Raw genomic sequence first — 23,768 nt, 5'->3', positions numbered from 1 at the left:
CAGTCAATGAGATACAAATGTGAATTGTTGTTAAGTTGAAACACTCAATTATTCTGTAGGTTAAATTGATATATTTGTCGATATGCCAATGATGATATAAACAACTAATAGTATTTTATGGTAAATGATTATACTGATTTATTTTTGAAAAAAGGAATATCGTTTTTCTTCAACCATTCCTAATTGCGAGACATCTATCCTGCTACACTGTAGATTCTGTTACATTCCTATGCCATATATATCTGATAGTATTCAATTATATCGGTGGAGGTTTTTATTTTAGGTAGTGTTAGATGTTTTTGAAGTCAATTGGCAATTTTAGAGGAATTGCAATCATTGCTATCGTAGCTGGTCATGTATACAGTTCGGGGTTTACTAGTAATGATTTATTTAGTGCAACGATAAGAAATTTAATTACAGGAGGTTCCTCTCTTTTTGTTTTTATTTCTGGTTTTATGTTTCATCATGTTTTTTATAAGAAGTTTAATTACAAAAAGTTTGTTAAAAATAAATTCCAAAATATTGGTATTCCTTACCTTATATTGGCGACCGTTGCGATTGCCTACCTTTATGCCTTTAAAGTTGAATATTTTACACCGCTTGAATTGATGAGAGATTCAGCTCACATGTACCGGGATGGGATTCCTTTTTCGCCAAGCGACTCAGACTGGATGACGGTGTTTAAGTATTATTTAACGGGGCGATTCCTAATAGCGTATTGGTATATCCCTTTTGGGTTGCTCCTGTTTGCGTCCGCACCATTGCACATGAAGTTTATAAAACAGAATCTAAAGTTTCAAATAGGATTAGTCGTTATTTTATCGGTTATTGCTGTGATTGTTCAAAGACCGGTAGCCGGAACGAATGCGATTCACTCCTTAGTGTATTTCACTCCGGTTTACTTAATGGGAATATTATTTTCGATTCATAACCGTGTCATTACCGAGTTCCTCAAAAAGAACTTTTTGATGTTCTTATTGCTATCCGTTGCGATGTCATTCATACAAGTCTATTTAGGCCATGTAGGCAACTACGGTAAGCCATTTTTTGAGTACAACGGTATTGACTTACAATACATACAGATGATTTTTGTTATCTGCTTTCTATATGGTATTTTAGAGAAATATACCTTTGATATTCCGCTTCTTACTGTTATTTCTGAAACCAGTTTTGCTATTTACTTTATACATCCTTGGTTATTAATGATTTTGTTTAAAATTGATAGAAGAACACACCACCTTCAAGATTTTGGTGCAGAAAACAATATTTTTCTTTATCTATTTACTCTAATCGTTATTGTTTTAGCCTCTGTTTCTCTAGCGCTGTTGACGAAACGCATTTTTAAAGGCAGCAAAAAGAGTCGATATTTGGTTGGCTACTAAGTCACTAAAAGAGCGAGGTGTTCAGGAATTCTACGCTGTTTCTGAACACCTATCTATTGCCATTAAATCGATAGTATGAACTAGCGAACTGCCTTATTACCTCCTATCTATATTCTTTACTTTCTGTCTCGGATAAAGCCATTCGCTTTTCCAAATCCGTGGTTTGACGTTTCATTTAGCCTATGTTGTTACTAGGTTCTTTATCGCCTTCTTAGTAAGAATCATCAGCAAAACGCGTTATTGGCGTTATATAGATTCGTATTCTATGTACGGATATGGTGATAAACACCTTTCAACAACGCTCACGTATGATGTGATTGCACTTTGAAATCGTTAGAAAAAATTGCATGATGCTTCTTTTCCAGTAGCGACCACTGGGAAACCAATTTGATATTAATGAGGACGTGATTTGGACATAACGATAGGGCAAGACATCAAACTCATCGATATGGCGCAAACCATTCGCTACAACGTGTTTACTGTGGAGCAAAATATTCCGCCGCACCTCGATCTCGATGGCCTAGACGAGGTGTCAACGCATGCCCTGGTAGTGAAGCAGAATACTCCCGTGGCTACCGCGCGATTAACCGTGAATAGTGAAGGTCATGCTGTGCTCGCGCGTGTGGCGGTAATGCCAGAGTTTCGTGGGGTGGGAATTGCCACTCGACTCGTCAAGGCGCTGATGAACCATGCCAAAAATGTAGATGCTAAAACTGTGGAAATTCATGCTCATCAACACTTACGTGCTTATTACCAAAACCTCGGCTTTGAGTTTGTTAAAGAGGTGGAAGTTGTTGGTGAGCATCAGTTGATTGAGATGCAGTGGACGGTTACTGATAACTCGTAATAAAGGAACGGCGATGTCGATATTATTTGATGATTACCTTGCTGAGCTGCAACTGGTGCCACCAGAGCAGCCGAATTTGGCATTTTTGAACCAGTTTATTACTCGGCACATAGCGTCTTTCAGTTTTAATAGCGTTTATTCAGTGCTTGGGAAAACCATGCCTCTTGAACTGGAGGAGCTGCTAGAAAAAGTGGTGAACCAAGGGATGGGCGGTTACTGCTTTGAACACAATAAGATTGCTTTTGAGTTCTTGAGATCGCTTGGTTACTCCACTCGCTTGGTTGTGGCGCGAGTTTTAAACAATCAAGATCGTTCAGCGCCCAGGACGCATCGTTTTACTGTGGTTGAACTCAACCAAAAAAGCTACCTAGTCGATGTTGGCTTTGGCGCTGCCTGTCCAATAACCGCGATTGAATTTGGCGAAGTGTGGCAACGGTCTGGGTTGGATCGTTATTTCATACGTGAAATCGAAAATCGAGAGTTTGAGCTGGTGGTTGAAAAGGAAGGCGGGCTTTTTGTTCTCTATCGTTTTGATTTGGCAAACTACAGTGAAGCTGATTGCCAAGTCGGGCACTTTTATTCACACCAGCATCCGGATGCGGTGTTTGTAAATAACTTGGTTGTGAGCCAAAAATCGGCGAATGAGGTTTGTGTTCTGACCAACGAAACTTTACATACTCGCTCGGCTACCCAACAGACGGAGCAGGTAATGGATACTGCGAATAAACTTCATCAAGTACTCACTCAACAATTCAAGCTGAATATTGAAGAGGACGAATCCCGACACCTGTTTGAACGCTGTATTGCGACAAAGCTTTAGTCATAGCGAGCACCGAATAACAAAGCCTACCGTAATGTAGGCTTTGCTGTTTATGGCCAGGCGCGTTTTTTCGCCCCGCCATTCGCTTTTATCATTTCCATGGTTTTTTTCGATTGATCTTCAATGGAACGAAGTTGCTGGGTGACTTTATCTTCAAATTCGTGATTGTGGACATCCAATGGTTCATGACTAGATGGTGACTGAAGCTGGTGCACCATCTGAACCAGGTGCTTGTTTTGTTGTTCAAGAGCGTTCACTTTAGCGGACAGCTCTTTTAACATTTGGTTCTGATCTTGAATCTTTGATTCGATACTATTGAACGCTTGAAGTATCTGACCAATGTTCTGCTCTGGCATCAAAATCCCCCTATTGATCTAAACGAAAGTAGTTAGAGTATAGGTCAATATTCCATGCCCATATGCAACTAAGTTTTTATTGGTTCGTTCTAGAGTCAACTCGACCAGCAGGGTTGTGTGTGCAACTATTCATAATATTGTTAATTAAATGATTGAATCTTCATTGGATGAGCAGTTGTTGTCGGGGAACAATGCTGATACTGCTTATTACGTATTAACAGACAGTCTAAATGAAGGTTGGGATCTCGTTGTTTAGGCGTCTAAAAAAGGGAATACAAACTGTATTCCCTTTCAAATACCTTAATTTATTCAATTAGCGCATTTGTAAAATAATCACTTCACTGCTGGCAGGGTCTGTGTCTTCACGCATTGCCTTCACATCGTCAACACTGACTTCGCCCCCATTGTTACCCCATGTTGTGCGGACAAACGACAAGACCTCAGCGATCTCTTTGTCTGACAACTGTTGACGGAACGGAGGCATACGATAAGCATCTGGCACACCGTGCGCGACTGCGCGTCCAGAGCCATTTAATGTGACGTTAACGGCTGAAGAATCATCAGACACCAGCATGGACGTTGCCCCAGCCAGAGGTGGAATCCAAGGTTTGTGCCCCATGCCATCACTGCCATGACATGCGCTACAACGTGTCATGTAAGTTTCTGCGCCTGGCAGTTTCGCTAGTTCACCAGATACTTTTTGTGGTTTGTGCTGCCAAGGTTCGCCATCTTTTTCTGGATTACCAGGGAGTGATTTCAAGTAGTGAGCAATCGCGTACAAATCATCGTCAGTCATAAATTGAGTTGAATTATTGAACGCATCTGTCATTGAACCATAAACAACAGCGTGTTCATTACGCCCATTTTTCAGGAATTGATAGACGTCTTCTTCACTCCAACGTCCTAGCCCGGAGTTAGGATCGTTGCGCAAGCTTGGCGCGTACCACCCATCAAGTGTTGCACCAGAGACGAATTGGTCACTGCTTTCATCCAATGCTTTTTCTTGCATCGCGAAACCACGAGGCGTATGGCAGCTACCACAGTGCCCGGGTCCTTGTACGAGGTAAGCACCACGATTCCATTGCTCGTTTTGGTCCGCTTTCGGCTCATAAGTGCCTGAGTCAGTAAACATGACACTCCAGAAGGCGAGTGGCCAGCGCATGTTAAGTGGCCAAGGAATATCGGTTTCTTGGTTGGGCTTTTTCACGGGTTCCACATCATTCATGAAATAAGCGTATAGCGCTTCGATATCACTATCTGGCATTTTTTCATACGATGGGAATGGCATCGCTGGGTATAAACGGTCGCCATCTTTGGCAACGCCATGACGCAGCGCTCGATCAAAGTCAGCCAAACTGTAGTTGCCGATACCGGTTTCAGGGTCAGGCGTAATATTGGTACTGTAAATGGCGCCAATTGGGGTGCCCATTGGTAAGCCACCGGCAAAAGCCGGCTCATTAGGCACCGTATGACAAGCCACACAGTCGGCCAAATGGGCGACATATTGACCACGTTCAATCAGCTCTGCTGACGCGGGTTTGCTTTCGGCTTGTGTCGACTCAAAGGCCGACTCAGGCGTACGTGTCACAAACCAGCTAGTGATAGCCGCCAACACGACTATCACTGCGATTATGATGGTTGATTTTTTCACAAATCCCTCTTCTTTTGGTCTTTTTCGAGGTTCAAATTCCAGTGTTTAGATAACGTTTTTGAGTCTCTAAGCCTCAAGTGACACACTTGATAACGGCATGCTACGAATACGTCGGCCCAATAGCTGGGACACGGCATTGATCACTGCGGGTGGAACGGATGGTAGTCCAGGTTCACCAACCCCGCCCATTTCTGCGCCACTTTCAACAATACTCACATGTACATCTGGCATTTGAGTTGGGCGAAGAATCGGATACATATCGTAGTTACGAGCCTGAGGTTTACCATTGGTGTAAACCGCTTCTTCCATTAAAACTTGCGAAACACCCAGAGCGACGGCAGATTTAACCTGCGCTTCGACAATCGCAGGGTTGACGATTGAACCAGGGTCCAAGGCTTCCCAAACGTTGTGAACACGAACTTGACCATTGTCTATAGAGACTTCAGCAATCGATGCCGCGTGTGATCCAAATGGAGATGCCATTGCAATACCACGCGCACGTGTCGTGCCATCTTCTGCGGTATAAGGACCTCGTTTCCAGCCGCCTGATGACTCAACCACCACATCCAGTAGATGAGAAAGTCGAGCGTTATCTTGCAGTAACTCTTTACGCAACTCATAAGGGTCGCTGCCAACGTTGTCGGCAATTTCATCAAAGAAACACTCGTAGACAAAGTCATTCATTGAGTTGCCAACAGAACGCCAGTAAGCAAGCATGGCTGGGTTTTTCACATAGTCATAACCGATGCGAACATTCGGAATGTCATAAGCTTTTCCACTGAGACCTTCAACCGCAGTAGGATCCACTTTGCCATCAGTATGGCCGTATATACCATCGGTTGGCCCTTCGGTTGAGGAGATGATTTCCAGGGCTTGAGGTTTATTGTCGTTAATGGCTGCGCGCATTTTTACGGCTGCCATCGGGCGAAGTGGATCGCGCAAGAACTCTTCTTCACGGCTCCAAATCAGCTTGATAGGTTTACCAACCGCTTTAGCAAGTTCGATTGCTTGAGGGTAAGGGCTGCCATTTGGATACAAGAAATGACGACCAAAGAAGCCACCCAAAATGGATGAGTGAACATTGATTTTATCCTCTGATAACCCTGTGCGTTTTGCAATATCACCAAGGAATACATCTGGCGCCTGGTTTGGCATCCAAACGTCTAAGGTGCCATCAGAGTTAAAGCGAGCGAGTGCCGAAGGTGGCTCAAGTTGTGCATGGTGAACATATTGCGTGCGATAAGTGGCCGTTAACAAAGAATCATCGGAAGCGTCGGCTAACACTTTTGGTGCGTCACCTTTAGTTTCTGCATCGATGCCTTTTTCTGTACGGCTAGCAAGCATGTCGTTAAACGCTTCAGTGGAGAAGTCACTCGGCATGTGTCGAGCGCCGTTCTTCTCATCACCTTTTGATTCGAGCCATTTCACCTGTACCCCTTCGGCTGCACGCTTAGCATCCCACCAGTGCTGAGCGACTACGGCGACGGCGCCGTCAAGTTTGTGGACAGAGTGAACACCGCGCATGGCTTTGACTTGATCCATGTTGACAATCTCGCCGACACTCATACCCAGACGAGGCGCATGTTGCACTGCGGCGTGCATCATTTCGTCGACTTTCATATCAATGGTGTAATCGGCTTTACCTGTCGATTTCATGTAGACATCGAGACGGTCAACCGATGAACCAATCCAACGAAAGTCTTTGGGATCGCGAAGCTCAATGCTGTCAGGATCTGGAACCGAAATTTCCATGGCCAATTCAGCCAATTGACCATAAGTGTACGAACGACCCGTTTTCGCGTGAATGACTTTACCTGGTTCAGTCGTCAGTTCTTCAATACCGACACCCATGTGTTTAGCACCAGCTTGAAGCAGCATGTTACGGGCTAGGGCGCCGAGCTTACGCATCACTGGGTAGCTAAAACGTACCGACATACTGCCGCCAGTAATACGGCCAGCACCGTTGGTCATGACTTTGAAGTCAGGACCGGTTGGCGCATTTTCTACGATAAAGTTGGCTGGATCGGCATCGAGCTCTTCACCGATAATCTGGGCCATGGCGGTGAAAATACCTTGCCCACCTTCGACGAACGGGCTTTGAAAATAAATTTGGTTATCGGGTGTGATGCGCAAAAAGGCTGGAACGCGAGTGCCTGCAGGCATGTTATCTTGCTGAGCAGCGCGCGCTTGACGCAGCGGAATACCAACACCAAGCACAAAAGCACCGGCTGCGATACCCGCAGAAGAAAGAAGAAAACGACGCCGTGAAACATTAACGGGGTTCTCCTGATTGACCTCGGAGAGGGCTTGATCCTCTATTGGCTTTTTCATGCATTGCTCCCTGATGGTTTACCAGTTAAATCTTCGATCGCAACGTCGATAGCGTTATACGTACCGCAACGGCACAGGTTACTGACGACAGCGTTGATTTCGTCTTCACTTGGATTCGGGTTTGACTTCAAAAGAGAAGTCACTGCCATGACTTGACCTGATTGGCAGTATCCACATTGTGGTACTTGATGCTTGGTCCATGCAGAGACAACACGTTTACCAACATCGTCTTGTTCAATCGCTTCAATCGTGGTGATCGATTTTCCTTCAGCGAGTGACGCTGGCATCACGCATGAACGCATGACTTCGCCGTCGATCATGACAGAGCATGCACCGCATTGAGCTAAACCGCAGCCAAATTTAGTGCCTGTAAGGCCCAGATTGTCACGGATAACCCAAAGCAACGGTGTATCTTCTGCCACGTCTACATCGTATGTTTGGTTATTAATCTGTAATTTCATGTTGTCATCATTGCTCCGTGTAAGTTCGACACACTTATTATTGTTTTAAATGTATAGAGTTAGATCCGGTGTCTAATTTTTCATGCGTCGAATTGAGTGTGGTTGGCTATAAGTTTAGCCAACATATTTGAATGTCGATATGATAAAAAGGTGTTGCTGTATGTTTAAGAACCATGATCACATCAATACATAGTTATTATAAACATTTAACAAACATTAGGGGGGAATTACAATTGCTCTATTGATTAACCAGGCTTATTAGTCCTATTAGTAATTCACGGTAATTATTTCTTTTTTCTAAAAAATACTTTTGATGATAAGGGCATTAGGAGACTGAAATCTGCAATAAGTTGAGGGGTTTCTCTGTCTTAAGTTTGCACTTTTAAATTAAAGATACTCGCTGGTTTATGTTGGTTAACACTTTGTTTTATTTGTAATTTAAAAATTTTGAACATATTTTTTTCGCTTCATTTACCGCAGAGTTACTCATGGATTGATTATTTCTCCTCCTACCTGTTTGTCAGTATTTGATTTTATTTAATAAGAATCATTCGTAATTATCGCCTTTTATTTTTTATTTCAAGCGAGTCGCGTCCAGCTTTAGTTTGTTTGAGTATTGTAATAGGCTGATAAAAAAGCTTGTTCAAAATGTTGGAATTATGTACTTGGCTCAAATCGGCAACGGATTTGGTTTTGAACACGTTTACTGAGCAAAATGGGAGAGCGTTTATGTCAGGACTTAGTGCCTTGGTTAAAGCCATTCACAATGATATTGGCACGGGGAATGAAGCTGTCCTTGCGACTGTCGTGAAAGTTGAGGGGTCAGCGTACCGACGCCCGGGGGCGAGAATGGTGATTTCTCAATTCGGCACTCAAGGGGCAATTAGCGGAGGATGCCTTGAATCGGAGGTTGCTAAAACCGCTTGGTGGTTGACCGAATCCGGTCCAGTGATCCGCGCTTATAGCACGGCCGAAGAAGATGAAGACGGCGATGTCGCTCTGAGTTTTGGCTTAGGTTGTAACGGAACTGTCCATGTGCTCTTTGAACGTGTGAGCTTGGCAGATAACCATCTATTGGTTGACACATTATCGCAGGTTGTTGATGAGGATGTCCCTGCGGTAGTTGCGACCGTGATTAACCCAGGCGCCGACACTGGTCTCAGTATCGGCCAGCGTTTGTTGAAAGTAAAAGGCGAACCAGCGGTTGGTGATTTTAACCAGCCGGAGTTAATGCCGAAACTGATGCAGGATCTCGAGGTCACGATGCAAGGGCAACGTTCATCACTGCATTATTATCAGTTGGGTGACCAACAAGTCGAAGTCTTTGTTGAGTATGTTCGACCGGTACCAAAATTGGTTATTTGTGGCGCTGGCTATGATGCTCAGCCTCTCGCTAAAACAGCCAAAATGCTCGGCTGGCATGTGAGTGTGTTGGATGGGCGTTCACATTTTGCAAACCGTCAGCGCTTTATGGAAGTGGATAACATCCTGGTCACGGATGTCGAGCAACCTTTTGAGTATCAAAGCCTCTTCGAGGGAGCGGCAGTGGTGGTGATGAGTCACAGCTTGGTGCAGGATGCCTATTGGCTACAAGCCGCGCTTCACAGTGATCCGGTATATATCGGCCAACTTGGGCCGCGAGACCGCACTGAAAAGCTGTTGCAGCAAATAGAAGAGCAATATGGTTTGTTACCGGCGCTGACCAAATTGCATTACCCCGTAGGCCTTGATCTGGGTGGGGATACGCCAGAGAGTGTCGCGATCGCCATTCTCGGTGAGATCACTGCAAACAGTTACGGGCGTAATGGTAAAAGCCTTAAATTTAGGCAAGATAAAATTCACGACCCAGATCCGGTGATACGCTCGCAATTGACGAAGCAGTCGCTAAAGTCAAAGCTTGGTTAATTCAGCCGTCGGTGTTGATTATCAGTTGGTGTTACTTGAGATACGCAAAGGTTTGTTAGTTAATGAACGCTAAATCATGCATCGCTTTGGTTCTTGCCGGAGGTTTTGGGCGCCGTTTTGGTCGTGACAAACGCGCAGCACGTTTTTCGGATGAGCAAACACTTATCGCCGCAAGCGTTAAGCATATAGATTCGATTTTCAGTCAGCGCCGTGTGGTGCTGCGCCGAGGAGACGTTCCAGCCAATCTTGGCTTAAGTCGAGAGACAGAAATCATTTATTCAGATCAATCTGAACGCGGGCTGGGAGCTAGCCTTGCCGTTGGTGTGGCTGAGCTTCAAACCTCGGATGCAGACGCGGTAGCGATTTTTCTTGGTGATATGCCTTGGATATCATCACACACACAGAAAATGCTTGTTCAACAAGCCGAAACCCGCAAAATTGTTATCCCGTGTCATCAAGGAAAAAAGGGGCACCCGGTTGTGTTTGGCCGTGAGTTTTGGAACGAGTTGCAGCAGTTAGATGGCGATCAAGGTGGTAAAGCCATTATCCAGCGTTATCAGCAGTGTTGTGTTTACGTCGACGTTAACGATGACGGAATATTGCGTGATGTTGACCATGAGGAAGACCTTTTAAGAGGCTGAATATTTCTTAACGCTCAGTTAAGCCGAGCGTCGATGCTCGGCTTATTAATAAAACGCACCTGTTAGTGGGAGCTATAAGAACATGCCACCAGATGCTTCAATGCGTTGTCCTGTCACCCAATAACAATTCTCGCTAAGGAGCTGAGCAACCACGCCTCCTATATCATTGGGTAAACCGGCTCGTTGTTTCGCAGTAACGCTTGAAACAAACGCATTCATTTGTTTGTCATCGCGTACTCTTCCTTGCGAAAAGTCAGTCTCGATAGCGCCTGGCGCGAGAGTATTGACACTAATCCCTCTTGAACCCAATTCTTTAGCCAAGTAGCGGGTCATGACTTCAACGCCACCTTTCATCATCGCATAAGCACTCGAGCCGGGAACACTAAATCTGGCCAAACCCGACGAGATATTCAGTATATGTCCAGCATCACTGAGATGCCCAAGCAGTGCTTGAGTTAAAAAGTAGGGCGCTTTGAGATGGATTCGATATAAGTCGTCAAATTCATCCATGCTGGTTTCAGAAAAGGAGCGATGGAGGCCGGTCCCCGCGTTGTTAAGCAAGTAATTAAAGTCTTGACGCGAAAATGTTTGGCTGAGCACAGTCTCGAGTTGTTGAACAAAGCCGGGGTAGGCGTTGAAGTTTCGCGTATCAAGTTGAATCGCCGATGCTTTTTGTCCGCGTTTCTCTACCTCTTTGACAACCTCTAACGCCGCCTCTTGGTTTTGTAAATAAGTGATAACAATATCGACGCCACGTTCGGCTAACGCCAGTGCACTACTACGCCCTAAGCCACGACTCCCGCCTGTAATTAATGCTAATTGTGTCATGATGCTTCCTCTTTGTGGTTGACGAGAACCAGACTAAACGAGATGATTGATTTGATATATATGACCAATTTGATATCACCGTTCACTTAAAGAGAACAAAGAATGGATAAACTCGAATGCATGAAGCGTTTTGTTGTGGTCGCACAAACTTGCAGTTTCACACGCGCTTCAGAGCGGTTGGATGTACCTAAATCGGCTATTTCAAATGCGATTACGCAACTGGAGGCTCTACTCAATACACGGTTGTTACATCGAAGTACCCGTCGTGTCACCTTGAGTGCGGCAGGGGAGCAGTATCTACCGCAATGCATTAAGCTACTTGAAGAATTTGATGCGCTCGAAGAGCAGTTTCAGCAGCAGACCGAGCAAGTCGAAGGTGTCATTCGGGTTGATATGCCAGGTCGGTTTTATAGCGCTGTTGTTGCGCCACGTTTGCATGAATGGTTTGCCATGCATCCGAACACGAACATTCGTTTAATGGGGGCGGATTTTCGCATTGATCCCGTCAAAGAGCGTGTCGATTGTGTGGTGAGAGTCGGTGAGCTCGAAGATAGTGAATTGGTTGCTCGACCGATAGGAAAAGTAGTCATGATCAATTGTATCAGTGCCCGCTATGCGAAACGTTATGGCGTGCCAAAAACCTTAGAGCAGTTACCGAATCACTATGTGGTCGATTACCAACCCTCAGGCCGTGAGCAGAAGAGTGTTTTTGAATATGTTGATGATGGAAAGACACATTTTTTGGCAGTACCGAGTCTGGTTTCAGTGAGTACGACCGATGCGTATTTAGCATCTTGCCTTGCTGGGTTGGGAATTGTCCAGCTGCCTAGGCACGGCGTTGAAAGTGAGCTCGCGAGCGGAGAGTTGATCGAAATCCTCCCTGAGTTTGTATGTCAGTCAATGCCATTGACGCTGCTTTATGAGTCGAGACATTATGTGCCTAGGCGCGTTCGCGCATTTATGGATTGGCTGGTCAGCGTCGTGACGGTGAAATAGACCGATAGATTTTTATAATTTGGTATCAAATTTAATCCGTTAACTCACTCACATGGTGTTCATAGTTGCCAATAAGCGGGTGAGCCGTAGACTTCTGTAAAGTAATCAATCACGGTCCGAACGTTAAGCGGTGGGTGGCGAACATTGGGATAAATGGCCGCGACATGCTGCGGCTGAGTATGAATCGCTGCTTGATGATCCGGTAATACTTTACACAACTGGCCGTTTTTTAATTCATTGCCGATCAACCAGTCAGGAAAAAGGATGATCCCCATTCCCTGTAACGCGGCGGTGAGTAGGCTGTCGGAGTTATTTGAAGTGAGATACGAAGTGATAGGGCACTGTACCCAACCCTCATTCTTGTTTTGTACCAGCCAGCGATTCGGACCTTGAAACCCCTTGTAGACTAAACATTGATGCTCACATAGCTCTTCGGGTGTCTCAGGTTGACCATGCTGAGCAATGTAGCGTGGCGATGCCGCTAAATAGTAATGCTGACTGGCCAGAATCTTGGCATGAAACGAAGAGTCGCCCAGTTTGCTAATCCGAAACATCAAATCAGCGCCTTCTTTTAATGGGTCGATAAACTCGTCTGTTAACGTTAAATCTACGGATAACTTAGGGTAACGCTCATAAAGATTGGCTAGCCATGGTGCGATGTGGCGTTGACCAAAAAATACCGGTGCATTGATTCGAACGAGACCAGTAGGTTCGGCGACGCGATCTTGCAGTTGCTCCTGCGCTTCATCGAGCTGCTCTACCACATTTTTTGCATAGTCAAAAAACAGCTTACCTGCCTCTGTCGGAATCACGGCTCGAGTATTGCGATAAAAAAGTTGCTGCCCAAGCGCATCTTCAAGCTGGTGAATCGTTCGCGATATCATTGACGCAGAGACGTCTTCTCGCCTCGCGACCACCGAAAAGTTTTGAGCATTAAACACGCTGATAAAAAAGCGTAACGCGCGAATATCAATAGTATTAGTACGGTTCATTTGTGCATTTTTTGCAAAGGTGATTGCTAGATTATGTCGTTTTTCTTGCTAATTAGCCAATGTATCATTCACGGGTTTTTTCATTACATGGCGCATTGATATGCAATTTTTACTTATTCTTATCGTCATCATCGGGGGGATGGGACTTTCCGTCGAGGCTGGTTTGCTGGGCCCGCTTGGCGAACAAGTGGGTCACCTTTGGGCGACGCTTAGCATCTTTGGCGTAGGCGCTGCATTGACATTTTTATTGATGCTGTTTTTTAGCCCGCGTAACAGCCCTTCGTTTTTTGAACAGCCTTCATGGCAGTTACTTGGCGGCCTTTTGGGAGCTGGCTATGTGGTCATTTTGACGGTGGTCACACCAGCGATTGGTATCGCAATGACCATGATTGGGATCTTGGCAGGGCAGATCGGCAAAAGTGTCATCATTGACCACTACGGATTACTGGGTACAGAGCGCCGCAAAGTCGATAGTCATCGGCTAATTGCGATGGGTTTTATTGTGTTAGCGTTAATCCTCATAGCGCAAGGGTAGAGTAATATGACAATTCTAATGATTGTATTGAGCATCATCGGTGGTGCTTTATTGAGTATTCAGGCGGCTATTAACGGTCAGTTAGGGAATAAAGTTGGGGTGTTTCGCTGTGCGTTTTTGACATTTTCAGTCGGAGCCTTGGTAACGGCGTTGCTGATCTTTTATTTTGAGCCGAATCATGCCGTCACCTTGATGGATGTGCCTAAATGGCAGTTATTGGGCGCTATGTGCGGGGTGCCTTATATTGTCATTATGGTCATCGCAGTACAACGAATTGGTGTCGCGGTATCGACCGTTGCGGTGATTTTTGGTCAGCTTCTAATGAGCATGTTAATTGATAACTTTGGGTGGTTTGGGAATAGCGAAATCACACTCTCTGCCCCTAGAATTGGTGCCATTATCTGCTTAGCGGCCGCTTTGTACTTTATTTATGCCAGTAGCCGAAAATCAGTCTCTGTCGCCACGGCGGAATGATCATCAAAGAGCCACATTATTGTGGCTCTGATTACAAACAAAGGTGATCCACTTTATTCACCTCTGAAATGCTGTCACCATCCCAAATCATTTCTAAAAGGTAGCTTTGGACGACATCCGATACGGGTTTAGGAGTAAATAACGCCCAGCATTCGCCGTTTTCATCTCGCACTGAAGGGTAATGTACCGCTTGGAAATCTTGCTGCTTAAGCTCGCGAGCCAGTTGTTGTGAGTCGATGTAACTGCTTGGATTGAGCACCGCCTCTTGAGAAGTATCAATATGATAAATCGGTGCTGCCTGGTGAGTGACAATTAAACCTCGAAACAAAAACCGATCATAACCGAGCCCTTCGACATTTTGCCAATATTGCTGTTGATGATGACGTACTTCTAGTGCTGCCGTTTGCTCGGTTGAAGCGATATACAGCGCGCCAAAAAGTCCATCGCTGAAGCGACCGCCTGACGGATTAATGTGGGTAAAAGGCGCAATAGCAAAGCTCCTTCCTCGTTGGCACTGATAAGGTATTTCGTCGGGCGCTATCAGTGTTACATCACCCACCTCGTCGCGTAAGCGTGGGTTGGTCATCGCTTGAATTGCGTATAATTTGTCAAAATCCTCTGCATCAGCCACATCATCGAAGAGTGAAATTGGTGGATACTTGGTGTTAACTAAACGGTAACCCTGCGACGCTTTTACCTCTTTTATCCCCACAACCCACCTCTTAACGCATCAACACGTCGCGCAACTTCATACAGATCGCCAAATTTTCCGGATTCGATAATCTCAAGTGGGCTGCGACCTGCAAAGTAGTCGTTGTGGTTTTTCATTTTCATAAATCCACTGACGTTTTGAGGATTACTGAACACGATGCGCAGTGCCTGATGGATGTTAAGTAGGTAACTAACGCGTTCAAGTTGGTCATCGCTGAGCCGTGTTGTTTCAGGATTCGCTTTGTATTTGTGATAAGACGACTTGGACAACTTGAGAATTTGTTGGCTTTGCAGCGCGGAGCATCCCCAAGAGGCGAGAATATTATCAGCGGCTTTAAACCCTGCGATGGCAAGTGATTGACCGTTGTGTTGTTCGGTTTTTGTCACTTTCATAGTTAAGTCTCAATATGGATTTATTTTGAAATATAGTTCAATTATGGACTTTTGTAAATAAATCGATCGATACGACTTAGCGCTGGAAACCAAGGTTACTGAAGGTGGAAAAGCCCATACAAGCTTGTTTGATGAGGAGTTCAAGCTGGTTATTATCTCTTACCGAGTTTGCAGTTAAATGAGAATAGATTTCGATTCGACTTGACAGTTAGGATTATGGTTGTGTATACAACTATAATTATTCGATGCTGTAAAAGAGCTTATATGTCTTTGTATGACCATACCGATTCGCTGGGTTTCCTAACGGGTCTTTCCAGCCGGCTGTTTAATAACCAACTTGCGGTTCGCTTTCAACAAGCGCAAATCGACATGACGCCAGAACAGTGGGGAGTGTTGGTGGTCCTCATCGAACATCAATCGATGACCCAAGCTGAGCTCGGAGAGAAGCTGTATTTGGAAAAATCGAGCGTGAGTCGCTGTGTTGATGGTCTTGAGAAAAAAGGCTGGATATTAAGAGCCAAAGATCCAAACGATAGTCGCAAGAAAAGAGTGTCCGCAACGCAGAAAACCGCCGAAATTGCGACGCGATGCGCTGAAATTGCTTCTCAATTGCTCGATGAAGCCCAGCGAGGTGTCTCAGAGCAAGTGCTGGAAAACAGCCAGCAAATGCTTGGTCATGTGATTAAGAACTTAAGGCAGATGAACCATAATTAACAGTCGCGTAATGCGGTCTGAATGAACATTCGCGGTTTCGCGAACAATTAACCCTCAATCCTATATGGAGCTTATTATGACAAAACGTAACGTGCTTATTACTGGTGGAGCTCGAGGTATCGGTGCTGCTTCAGCGAAAGCCTTAGCTGCTGCTGGAAACCGAGTTTTTATTAACTTTGTAAACAGCAATCAAGTTGCCAGCGATCTCGCTGAAGAGATCACTCGCAACGGAGGGGAAGCTCATATTATTCAAGCTGACGTTCGCGACGATGCTCAACTAAAAGCGATGTTTGCTACGGTGGAACAGCATGGTGGCGTGGATATTTTGGTGTCTAACGCGAATATGAATTTCACGTCAAAGCCATTTATGGAGCAGACGTGGGAAGAGTTCGCACAGAAACTTAACGATGAAATGCACGCAGCCTATGCCTCAGCGCAACTTGCAGCGACTTCGATGAAAGCCAAAGGGTTTGGCCGCTTAGTGTTTATTTCGAGTACGCTTTCTGAAAGCCCGGCACCTAACTTCATTGCTCATGGTTCAGCGAAAGGTGCGTTGGATAGCTTCAATAAGTACTTAGCTCAAGAGCTGGGGCCATTTGGTATCACCTCTAACATTGTCGCGCCAGGACTGGTTGCTACCGATGCGACTAAAGATGCGCCTGAAGAGTTTAAAGAAATGATCCGCTTACATACGCCAACGCAAAAGATTGCAACGCCAGAAGGTGTTGCCAACACGGTTAAATTCTTATGTGATGAAAACAGCGGTCACGTCACGGGAACCTATACGCCAGTTTGTGGTGGCGCTTATTTACCATAAAAAAATCCCTCGGTAGAGGGATTGATAAGATTTACGCTTCCCCCGCTTATCCCGCGGGGGCTTTTTTATTTATTCACTTTTAAGTGGTTGCCACCAGGCATTAAACACTTGACCCTCATCATCTAAGCGAACGCTTTGTCCTATTAGCGGCGTCAACAATCGATATGGTTTATCGCGACTTGCCTCACTCAATCGATCTAATGGCTCATACCAGCTGTGATTGGATAAGCGGAACTTACTATTGTGCGAAGGTAATACCGCTTGAGCTTCAAGATCCTCGGCGGCTTGCGCCGTTTCTTCTGGCATCATATGAATAAATGGCCAATTTTTACTGTATTGCCCAGTTTCTAATATCGCTAAATCAAACCCACCAAGCTGCTCATTAATTTGCTTAAAGTGGGGGCCATAGCCACTATCGCCACCAAAGTAAACTTTGTGATTTGGCGTCACAATCGCAAACGATCCCCAAAGTGTTTGGTTACGCTGTAACATGCGTCCTGAGAAGTGTTGTGCTGGCAATACATAAATATCAGTACTTTGATGGGCATTGAATACTTCAAACCAATCGCGTTCAAATATTGTGTCATTGGTATAACCCCACTGTGTAAGATAAGAACCCACACCTATTGGGGTGACCACTTGAGCCACTTTGTCACGCAGAGCTTCCAATGTCGGGTAATCGAGGTGGTCCCAGTGATCGTGGGTGATAAGTAAATAATCTATCTCGGGAATATCTTTGGCGTGATACACGTTACTTCCTGCAAACGCGGTATTGGTACCGGGGACCGGGGAGGCGCTGTCGCTAAACACAGGATCAATCAGATAACGCTGACCATCAAGTTGCATAAAGTAGGATGAATGTCCCATCCACACTACGATATTTTCGTTGGGATCCAAACCCAAGAGATCTGTTTTTTGCGATGGCAGTTCTGCCGCTGGTTTTGCGTCTTGAGTTTTGTCTGTCAGAAACTTATACAAGCCAACAAAGAAATTATCGTCGGATGTTGTCACGGGGACTTCATTCACGTTGTGGAATTGTCCTTGGTAATACTTGCCTTGGTAAGATTGCTCTTCAACGCTGGGTGCGTCGAACTGCGGACGTTGCAAGTAGACGTATACGCCAACAGCGACAATAACAATAAGTATTGAAATATAGATCATTACTGAACACCTAAATGATTTATGACGTTTTGAATTTGTGGCGTTAGCCGGATTTTCACGAACAGTAGGCGAGGGGCTCTTGTACATTATTTACCTTAAAATAAATGGAGAGTCATGGGGCTCGTCGTGTGATCTTAGATTGATCACTAATCTCATTTGACCCAATTTCCCCCCATTTTGGTAGAGACAAAACTATTTTATTTTTGCCTAATCCTACACAAGCGCAGTGAATACTTAACGCCTATTACACTCTATTATTTGGTCGGTAAGGCGGTTTTTAAAGCGTTTTCAGCAAAATCAATAAAGGCGCGGACGCTAGGTGATAAATAGTTGCGTGATGAATACAAAGCGTATATCTGCATTGGGTTAGGCGCCCACTCAGGTAAAACATGGATAAGTTGACCATTGTCTATTAATGGTTTTGCCAGATACAACGGTTGCTGAGCGACACCAGCGCCATTGATAGCGGCGTGAAGGAGTGTCGTTGCCTCATTCGCCGTCAGTTGGCAGTGAACTTCAATTGAGCTGAGCCGCTGTTGGCGATAGAGATGCCATACTGGAATGTCAAAATTACGATACCCTAAACAGTGATGGCGGCGCAGGTCCTCTGGTTCATTGAGAGCCGGCGACATCATGAGATAATCGGGTGAGGCGACTAGGACAGAATCGCATACCCCTATCGGTTTACCAATGAGTGACGGGGCTGGGTGGGAGGCGATGCGAATCGCTAAATCAATGCGCTGCTCGACTAAATCCGCCACACTATCTTGCAGATCCATATCGATGGAGACCTGTGGATGCATGGCCATAAATTGGCTCACAATAGGCGCGAGTATTGAAAAACCAAATGACATACTGGCCGCTAAACGAATGGTTCCTGAAAGATGTGAGCTGTTTGGCCTTAGCGTTGTCATCGCCTTGGCTTGATTGAGCCAAATCTCCACTTCTCTTAAGTAGCGTTCTCCCTCAGAGGTTAATGAAATTTTGCGGGTCGTGCGGTGCAGTAAACGCGTTTGCAGCCAGCTTTCCATCGCTTCAATATAGCGAGTAACCATTGGGCGAGACATCTCGAGGCGCTGAGCGGTTGCGGTAAAGCTTTTTGTGTAGGCGACATCCACAAAGACTTCAGCAGCGGTCAGTCGGTCCATCTTTATTTGCTCGGAATATGAAATAATGATGCTTATTATTGGCTATTTTTCTTATCTAATCAATTTTCTAAACTCAATGCCATCGATGAGCCTTTCGTGGAATTGAACAGGAAATAACAACATGCTCAAAGTACATTACTTTTTCGACCCAATGTGTGGCTGGTGTTTTGGCGCAACGCAATTAGTCGACATTATTCAAAACCACAGTGAGTTTGAGTTAGTCCTCCACCCTGGAGGCATGATAGAGCGCCAACCCATCGAGGTTAGTTTTCGTCAGCACATTGTACAAGCAGACAAACGCATCGCGCTTGAAACCGGCGCTACATTTGGTGAGGCTTATTTATCCCGTGTTAACAGTGAGTTACCGTTGGTATTGGATTCGTTTCTTGCTATCCGTGCGCTCTATGTAGCATCGCGAATTGGTTTGAGTGGCTTTGACATGTTAAAAGCGATTCAACGTGCGCACTATCAGCTAGGGCAAAACGTTGAACAGGGAGAAACACTCAAGCGTATCGCAATAGAATTGGGGGCAGACGAAACACAATGGCAACATGAGATGGACTTACAGGGCGCGGCGTCTGTCGATTGGGTCAATGAGACTCATCAGTTGATGGTTGAGCATCAAGTGCGAGGCTATCCGACTTTGTTTGCAGATATTGACGGGAGATGGATTCGATTACCACATAGCCAATATTACTCTCAGCCGCAATCGTGGGAAGCTTGGTTATCGACGTTACTGTGATCAAATATTAGCTATAAAAAACAGCGGCTAAGGGAGTTACGGTAACCTTAGCCGCCGAAATAAAATATGGACAAAAATTCGATTTTAGCCCGGTGGCTAGCCGCGCTGTTTAGACCTTAGATCAAGGGTTATTTGGATTGAGCAGATGTCTCAATCGCATCAACGACTTCATGCAGTTTTACGGCATCTTCAAATGAAGGCGCAGTCTGGCTACCTGTTGTGATGTCATCGTACAGACGGCTATACAGGCGGCTGATATTACGAGCCCCCGGGAATTCTGGTAGCCCTTGATAAACAGCCTTTTCTGGCATCAGTGGTTGCAGTTCTTTCTCTTCGCCTTTTGCGCCTTTCACGGTGAGTTGGATCATTTGTGCGTGGCCAAGATCGCCGGTGACTTGAATGTCGCCTTCAGTACCATTTATTTCCCATAGCAGGTTGGTACCGCGGTTTGCGCCACCACGGTAATGGATAGAGAGAGCAGCACCGCTTGCCATTGTACCTTGAACCAATACTTGGTCCGGGGCCGTTTTCTCTTTTGTTTCTCCTGTATCCGTGATTTTCACGTCGTTGAAGTTGAAAACGAACTGGGAATCAAGCGTTGCAAAGTCGCCCAAAACGTCTTTTATCGCCGCTAATGTATGAGCGAGTGGGATCGACTGCATGGTCGCTCCATTTTTGCTTTCGAACAGATAGTAATACTCACTCACGGTTTCGCCGGACCAATTCCCGCCAGAGCCAATAAGAGTGGTTGATAGAACTTTGCCGACATAACCCTCTTTGATGAGTTGTGCAAGGTGTTCAATTTCTAAAGCGCCACGTGCTTGAGTACCTGCAACCGCAACCACACCTTTTTGTTTCGCCAACGCTGTCAATTGACGAGCTTCTTCTAATCCATTCCCTAATGGCCATTCACAGTAAACGTGTTTACCTGCGTTAAGCGCTGCAGAGACCAGTTCAAAGTGATACGGGACTTTTACCGTAATGACCACCACGTCAATCTCAGGCGAGTTAACCAGATCTTGAGCACTGGCAAAGGCATGAGGCAATTTTAGGGCTTCGGCGGTTCGCTGAGCGCTTTCAAGGCTGCTGTTCGCTACGCCGACAATAGTGAACTTTTCAGGCATAGATTGAAGTGCAGGCAAATGCGCCATTGCGGCCCAGTGGCTATCTGGGTTTAAACCAATAAAGCCGACTTTCAAGTTTTGAGCTGTTGACATAAATTCTCCTAATACTATCAAAATAGGTCTTTCGGTTTGGTAAGTATCGTCATGTTCCTACCTAGCCTGATGACTGATTTAGTGTATCGTAGCGGATAAACGTGCACTTACTTGATTGTCTCAATCACATGCTCAATACTATCAACCTAATTTATTTCGCCAAATTGTGGGTAGGCTAGTAAGGTTTATGGTTATGGAGCAAAAACTGCACGAGATTATTAATTTATTGCATCCTCATGTCACGGTCGGCGGTAGTAAAAGCGTGTATCCCAATTACAGTGTTTTCTGGTCGAGCAACGCGACGTGCCCGGTAACGACATTGTACGAACCCATGCTGTGTTTGGTGTTACAAGGGGAGAAAGAAGTCACCGTGGGAGAACAAGTTTTTCGTTACACGCCCGGGGATTTTTTTATCAACTCGATTGAATTACCCATTGCCACTCAGATCATCCAAGCCAGTCAGGATACGCCGTATATCTCGCTGAGTATCACGCTAGACCCAGATAAGCTGGCGCAAGTGATCACCGAATCTGGTATGGAGAAACGAGAGCCTGCCCAGCGAGAGTGCTTTGTCTTATCAAAAGCTTCCGAGGATCTTTTAGCACCGTTATCGCGTTTATTTGAATTACTCGATACTCCGGATGATGCTGCCTTTCTCGCGCCAATGATTGAACGAGAACTTCTTTATCGTTTATTGCAAAGTGACCAGCAAGAGATATTGAGGCAGATTACCGGGAATGATTATCGCGTTAATAAAATTCGAGACGTGATCAATTGGGTAAAAGAGCACTATGCCGAATCAATGAGTATAAAGGGATTAACCGAGCAAGCCGGAATGAGTCAAGCATCGCTTCATCGCCATTTCCGTTCGGCAACCGGCATGACGCCGCTGCAGTTTCAGAAAACCATTCGTTTGCAAGAAGCCAGAAAATTGCTTGTTGAGGGTAAGGATGTGAGTGAAACGGCGTACGCTGTCGGATACGAGAGTCCATCGCAGTTTAGCCGTGAATATTCTCGCTTGTATGGCATTGCGCCGTCGGTTGATGCTAAGCGATTACAGGCGCGGGGAGTGACTCGTCAAGAAATTAGCCACGCCCCTTGGTAATTCATGATCTCGCGTTGGTCAGCCGTCGCATAGATGGTTAGCGCTGTTTGAATCGAGGCTATTGATTTTGGGTTTTTTCGACAAAATTTGAGCTCTTTAAATGGGCTAAAAAGGTATCCGCGGCATTGAAAGAAGATGCGCGTTTTTCCATGCGATGACAGACGTCATTTCAAGGGGAGGAGTGAATGGCGTAAATGTAAACCGAGCTGGATCAAATTGCTCTACGGCGCCTTCAATCGTCATGGCATAACCGAGGTTGTTGCTGACCATTTCGGCGACGTTGGTAATGATATTGTAGGTAGCCACAATCTTAAGCTCGTCCCAATCGAGTCGAAGCCAATGCGCGATTTCTTTTTGCAACGCTTGGCGATTGCTCATAATCAGCGGAAGATTGATTAAATCGCGCTTGGTGATCTCAGCTTGCGCAGCAAGAGGGCTAGAGCTAGGCATGAACAAACCCCAACGCTCTTTCGTCTCAATCCTTAAATAGTGATACTTTTGAATTTCAATCGGTTCGAGCAAAATAGCAAAATCGAGAAGGCCGCGGTCGAGCTTTTCTTTGATATCTTCTGCACTGTTAGTGTAAAGCTCAAAAGTGACTTTTGGGTATAACTGCTTAAAACGCGCCATCTCTTCCATCAGCACATTGACCGAGCGTAGTCCGCCACAACCAATGGAAATTTTACCGCTCAGCTCATCACCTGATTGAAACTCGCTTTTAATGATATCCATCAATTCAAGCATTTCTTCGGCCCTGCGCCTTAGCATCAGACCGGAGTCTGTCAACGTGAGTTGTTTATCACGAAGAAACAATTTTGTGCCCAATTCGTTCTCCAATTGGGCGATTTGCCGGCTCAACGTAGGCTGAGTAATAAATAAAGTTTCTGCCGCTCTAGAGAAGCTGCCTTCCCGAACAATAGTGAGAAAGTATCGTAAAACGCGAATATCCATTAGATGTGTTACTTGTCATGGGGGATCTAATAGATAGCTTACCGTTTAGCCAATGAAAGAAGCCAGCTTATTTGCGTTTTTATTCGCTCTTGGTCGCTTTAAGCTGCTGATAGCTAAAGACGTAATCGTTGCTTTCCTGCGAGCTGTGACATGAGTGACAGCGGCTAATATCTTCATTGTGATTAATTTCGCCATCAGGGGAAAAGGTCTGAAATGCCCAGTCTCCGGTGTTACTTGACCCATTTCGAGTATCACCATAGCCTGCAACCTTTTCCATCGCAACATAACGATACAGCTCACCTGAGCGAAAGTCTTCCATCATAATGTACGTCCCGACGGGGAGTGGCTTATCTTGCTTGGCGGCGTTTATTGCTGCTTGGCTGGCATATAATTCTTCAGTGATGCCACCGCGATGTTTTGTAAAGTAGTGGATGTCTTGCTGATAATCTTGCTTGAACGCCACCGGGCTTTGAGCCGCAGTCGCCGTAGTTGTGATAAACAGTGCCATGCCACTTAACATTACCGCTGGGAGCAGAGAGTGGGTTAGAGATGGGTTCATGATTACGCCTCCATTCGCAATTTGAACTTTA

The 23,768-nt window shown here is 45.4% G+C and carries 25 protein-coding genes; 12 read left to right on the top strand and 13 right to left on the bottom strand.

Annotation, left to right across the window (positions count from 1 at the left end):
• Positions 1-293 precede the first annotated feature (293 nt).
• The 3 genes from ACFFUV_RS18795 (at position 294) to ACFFUV_RS18785 (ending at position 3,049) form a co-directional block, all read left to right on the top strand.
• On the top strand, positions 294-1,382 hold the full coding sequence (locus tag ACFFUV_RS18795; protein ID WP_390195836.1) for an acyltransferase family protein: 1,089 nt from the start codon (positions 294-296) through the stop codon (positions 1,380-1,382).
• 409 nt (positions 1,383-1,791) lie between these two features.
• Positions 1,792-2,229 carry a GNAT family N-acetyltransferase gene (locus tag ACFFUV_RS18790; RefSeq protein ID WP_390195833.1) on the top strand — a complete coding sequence of 146 codons (438 nt, stop codon included), beginning with the start codon at positions 1,792-1,794 and terminating at the stop codon, positions 2,227-2,229.
• 13 nt (positions 2,230-2,242) lie between these two features.
• The gene (locus ACFFUV_RS18785; RefSeq protein ID WP_390195831.1) at positions 2,243-3,049 is read left to right on the top strand and encodes an arylamine N-acetyltransferase family protein; all 807 of its coding nucleotides are present in this window, start codon (positions 2,243-2,245) and stop codon (positions 3,047-3,049) included.
• Positions 3,050-3,099: 50 nt separating this feature from the next.
• Here ACFFUV_RS18785 and ACFFUV_RS18780 read toward each other — a convergent pair whose 3' ends face one another.
• The 4 genes from ACFFUV_RS18780 to ACFFUV_RS18765 form a co-directional block, all read right to left on the bottom strand.
• Positions 3,100-3,405: a hypothetical protein gene (locus ACFFUV_RS18780; protein ID WP_390195828.1), complete on the bottom strand. Its 306-nt coding sequence runs from the start codon at positions 3,403-3,405 to the stop codon at positions 3,100-3,102.
• A 313-nt stretch (positions 3,406-3,718) separates the two neighbouring features.
• On the bottom strand, positions 3,719-5,056 hold the full coding sequence (locus ACFFUV_RS18775; protein WP_390195825.1) for a c-type cytochrome: 1,338 nt from the start codon (positions 5,054-5,056) through the stop codon (positions 3,719-3,721).
• Between the two features lie 66 nt (positions 5,057-5,122).
• Positions 5,123-7,387, bottom strand: a complete 2,265-nt coding sequence (locus ACFFUV_RS18770) for a xanthine dehydrogenase family protein molybdopterin-binding subunit (RefSeq protein WP_390195823.1) — start codon at positions 7,385-7,387, stop codon at positions 5,123-5,125.
• Complete coding sequence (locus tag ACFFUV_RS18765) at positions 7,384-7,848, bottom strand: (2Fe-2S)-binding protein (RefSeq protein WP_390195820.1); 465 nt, start codon at positions 7,846-7,848, stop codon at positions 7,384-7,386. The genes ACFFUV_RS18770 and ACFFUV_RS18765 overlap by 4 nt, the downstream gene beginning before the upstream one ends.
• Positions 7,849-8,577: 729 nt before the next feature.
• Here ACFFUV_RS18765 and ACFFUV_RS18760 point away from each other — a divergent pair.
• Together ACFFUV_RS18760 and ACFFUV_RS18755 are read left to right on the top strand one after the other, a co-directional pair.
• On the top strand, positions 8,578-9,753 hold the full coding sequence (locus ACFFUV_RS18760; RefSeq protein WP_390195818.1) for an XdhC family protein: 1,176 nt from the start codon (positions 8,578-8,580) through the stop codon (positions 9,751-9,753).
• Between the two features lie 62 nt (positions 9,754-9,815).
• Positions 9,816-10,394, top strand: coding sequence for a nucleotidyltransferase family protein (locus ACFFUV_RS18755; protein WP_390195816.1), 579 nt, complete (start codon positions 9,816-9,818; stop codon positions 10,392-10,394).
• 72 nt (positions 10,395-10,466) lie between these two features.
• On the opposite strand, the gene ACFFUV_RS18750 is transcribed toward ACFFUV_RS18755, so the two are convergent.
• Positions 10,467-11,222 (bottom strand): SDR family NAD(P)-dependent oxidoreductase, encoded by a 756-nt coding sequence (locus ACFFUV_RS18750; RefSeq protein ID WP_390195813.1) that lies wholly within the window; start codon positions 11,220-11,222, stop codon positions 10,467-10,469.
• Between the two features lie 102 nt (positions 11,223-11,324).
• On the opposite strand from ACFFUV_RS18750, the gene ACFFUV_RS18745 reads away from it, so the two are divergent.
• Positions 11,325-12,218, top strand: a complete 894-nt coding sequence (locus ACFFUV_RS18745) for a LysR family transcriptional regulator (protein WP_390195811.1) — start codon at positions 11,325-11,327, stop codon at positions 12,216-12,218.
• 59 nt (positions 12,219-12,277) lie between these two features.
• On the opposite strand, the gene ACFFUV_RS18740 is transcribed toward ACFFUV_RS18745, so the two are convergent.
• Positions 12,278-13,210, bottom strand: coding sequence for a LysR family transcriptional regulator (locus ACFFUV_RS18740; RefSeq protein ID WP_390195808.1), 933 nt, complete (start codon positions 13,208-13,210; stop codon positions 12,278-12,280).
• Positions 13,211-13,310: 100 nt separating this feature from the next.
• On the opposite strand from ACFFUV_RS18740, the gene ACFFUV_RS18735 reads away from it, so the two are divergent.
• Both ACFFUV_RS18735 and ACFFUV_RS18730 read left to right on the top strand, forming a co-directional pair.
• Positions 13,311-13,745 (top strand): DMT family transporter, encoded by a 435-nt coding sequence (locus ACFFUV_RS18735; RefSeq protein ID WP_390195806.1) that lies wholly within the window; start codon positions 13,311-13,313, stop codon positions 13,743-13,745.
• 6 nt (positions 13,746-13,751) lie between these two features.
• Positions 13,752-14,219, top strand: a complete 468-nt coding sequence (locus tag ACFFUV_RS18730) for a DMT family transporter (RefSeq protein ID WP_390195802.1) — start codon at positions 13,752-13,754, stop codon at positions 14,217-14,219.
• Between the two features lie 31 nt (positions 14,220-14,250).
• Here ACFFUV_RS18730 and ACFFUV_RS18725 read toward each other — a convergent pair whose 3' ends face one another.
• A complete protein-coding gene (locus tag ACFFUV_RS18725; RefSeq protein WP_390195799.1) occupies positions 14,251-14,931 on the bottom strand; it encodes an RES family NAD+ phosphorylase in 681 nt (226 codons plus the stop codon).
• Positions 14,922-15,323 (bottom strand): MbcA/ParS/Xre antitoxin family protein, encoded by a 402-nt coding sequence (locus ACFFUV_RS18720; RefSeq protein ID WP_390195797.1) that lies wholly within the window; start codon positions 15,321-15,323, stop codon positions 14,922-14,924. Before ACFFUV_RS18720 ends, ACFFUV_RS18725 begins: the two co-directional genes overlap by 10 nt.
• A 264-nt stretch (positions 15,324-15,587) precedes the next feature.
• Here ACFFUV_RS18720 and ACFFUV_RS18715 point away from each other — a divergent pair, with 264 nt between their 5' ends.
• The gene (locus ACFFUV_RS18715) at positions 15,588-16,037 is read left to right on the top strand and encodes a MarR family winged helix-turn-helix transcriptional regulator (RefSeq protein ID WP_390195794.1); all 450 of its coding nucleotides are present in this window, start codon (positions 15,588-15,590) and stop codon (positions 16,035-16,037) included.
• 76 nt (positions 16,038-16,113) lie between these two features.
• Positions 16,114-16,854 carry an SDR family oxidoreductase gene (locus ACFFUV_RS18710; protein ID WP_390195792.1) on the top strand — a complete coding sequence of 247 codons (741 nt, stop codon included), beginning with the start codon at positions 16,114-16,116 and terminating at the stop codon, positions 16,852-16,854.
• Positions 16,855-16,923: 69 nt separating this feature from the next.
• On the opposite strand, the gene ACFFUV_RS18705 is transcribed toward ACFFUV_RS18710, so the two are convergent.
• Both ACFFUV_RS18705 and ACFFUV_RS18700 read right to left on the bottom strand, forming a co-directional pair.
• Entirely contained in the window at positions 16,924-18,015 is a 1,092-nt protein-coding gene (locus tag ACFFUV_RS18705) for an MBL fold metallo-hydrolase (RefSeq protein WP_390195790.1), read from the bottom strand.
• Positions 18,016-18,269: 254 nt separating this feature from the next.
• Positions 18,270-19,163 carry a LysR family transcriptional regulator gene (locus tag ACFFUV_RS18700; protein ID WP_390195788.1) on the bottom strand — a complete coding sequence of 298 codons (894 nt, stop codon included), beginning with the start codon at positions 19,161-19,163 and terminating at the stop codon, positions 18,270-18,272.
• Positions 19,164-19,284: 121 nt separating this feature from the next.
• Between ACFFUV_RS18700 and ACFFUV_RS18695 the strand changes: the two genes are divergently transcribed.
• Entirely contained in the window at positions 19,285-19,905 is a 621-nt protein-coding gene (locus tag ACFFUV_RS18695) for a DsbA family protein (RefSeq protein ID WP_390195786.1), read from the top strand.
• A 128-nt stretch (positions 19,906-20,033) separates the two neighbouring features.
• On the opposite strand, the gene ACFFUV_RS18690 is transcribed toward ACFFUV_RS18695, so the two are convergent.
• On the bottom strand, positions 20,034-21,122 hold the full coding sequence (locus ACFFUV_RS18690) for a Gfo/Idh/MocA family protein (protein ID WP_390195784.1): 1,089 nt from the start codon (positions 21,120-21,122) through the stop codon (positions 20,034-20,036).
• A 193-nt stretch (positions 21,123-21,315) separates the two neighbouring features.
• Between ACFFUV_RS18690 and ACFFUV_RS18685 the strand changes: the two genes are divergently transcribed.
• Positions 21,316-22,227 (top strand): AraC family transcriptional regulator, encoded by a 912-nt coding sequence (locus ACFFUV_RS18685; RefSeq protein ID WP_390195782.1) that lies wholly within the window; start codon positions 21,316-21,318, stop codon positions 22,225-22,227.
• A 105-nt stretch (positions 22,228-22,332) separates the two neighbouring features.
• On the opposite strand, the gene ACFFUV_RS18680 is transcribed toward ACFFUV_RS18685, so the two are convergent.
• Together ACFFUV_RS18680 and ACFFUV_RS18675 are read right to left on the bottom strand one after the other, a co-directional pair.
• On the bottom strand, positions 22,333-23,178 hold the full coding sequence (locus ACFFUV_RS18680) for a LysR family transcriptional regulator (protein WP_390195780.1): 846 nt from the start codon (positions 23,176-23,178) through the stop codon (positions 22,333-22,335).
• Between the two features lie 79 nt (positions 23,179-23,257).
• Entirely contained in the window at positions 23,258-23,737 is a 480-nt protein-coding gene (locus ACFFUV_RS18675; RefSeq protein WP_390195778.1) for a cytochrome P460 family protein, read from the bottom strand.
• Positions 23,738-23,768 lie beyond the last annotated feature (31 nt).

The organism is Vibrio olivae (genome assembly GCF_042428525.1).
In the GTDB taxonomy this organism is placed as follows: Bacteria; Pseudomonadota; Gammaproteobacteria; order Enterobacterales; family Vibrionaceae; genus Vibrio; species Vibrio olivae.
Note: the sequence above shows the minus strand (reverse complement) of the source record. Positions and strands in the feature narration are given on the sequence as shown.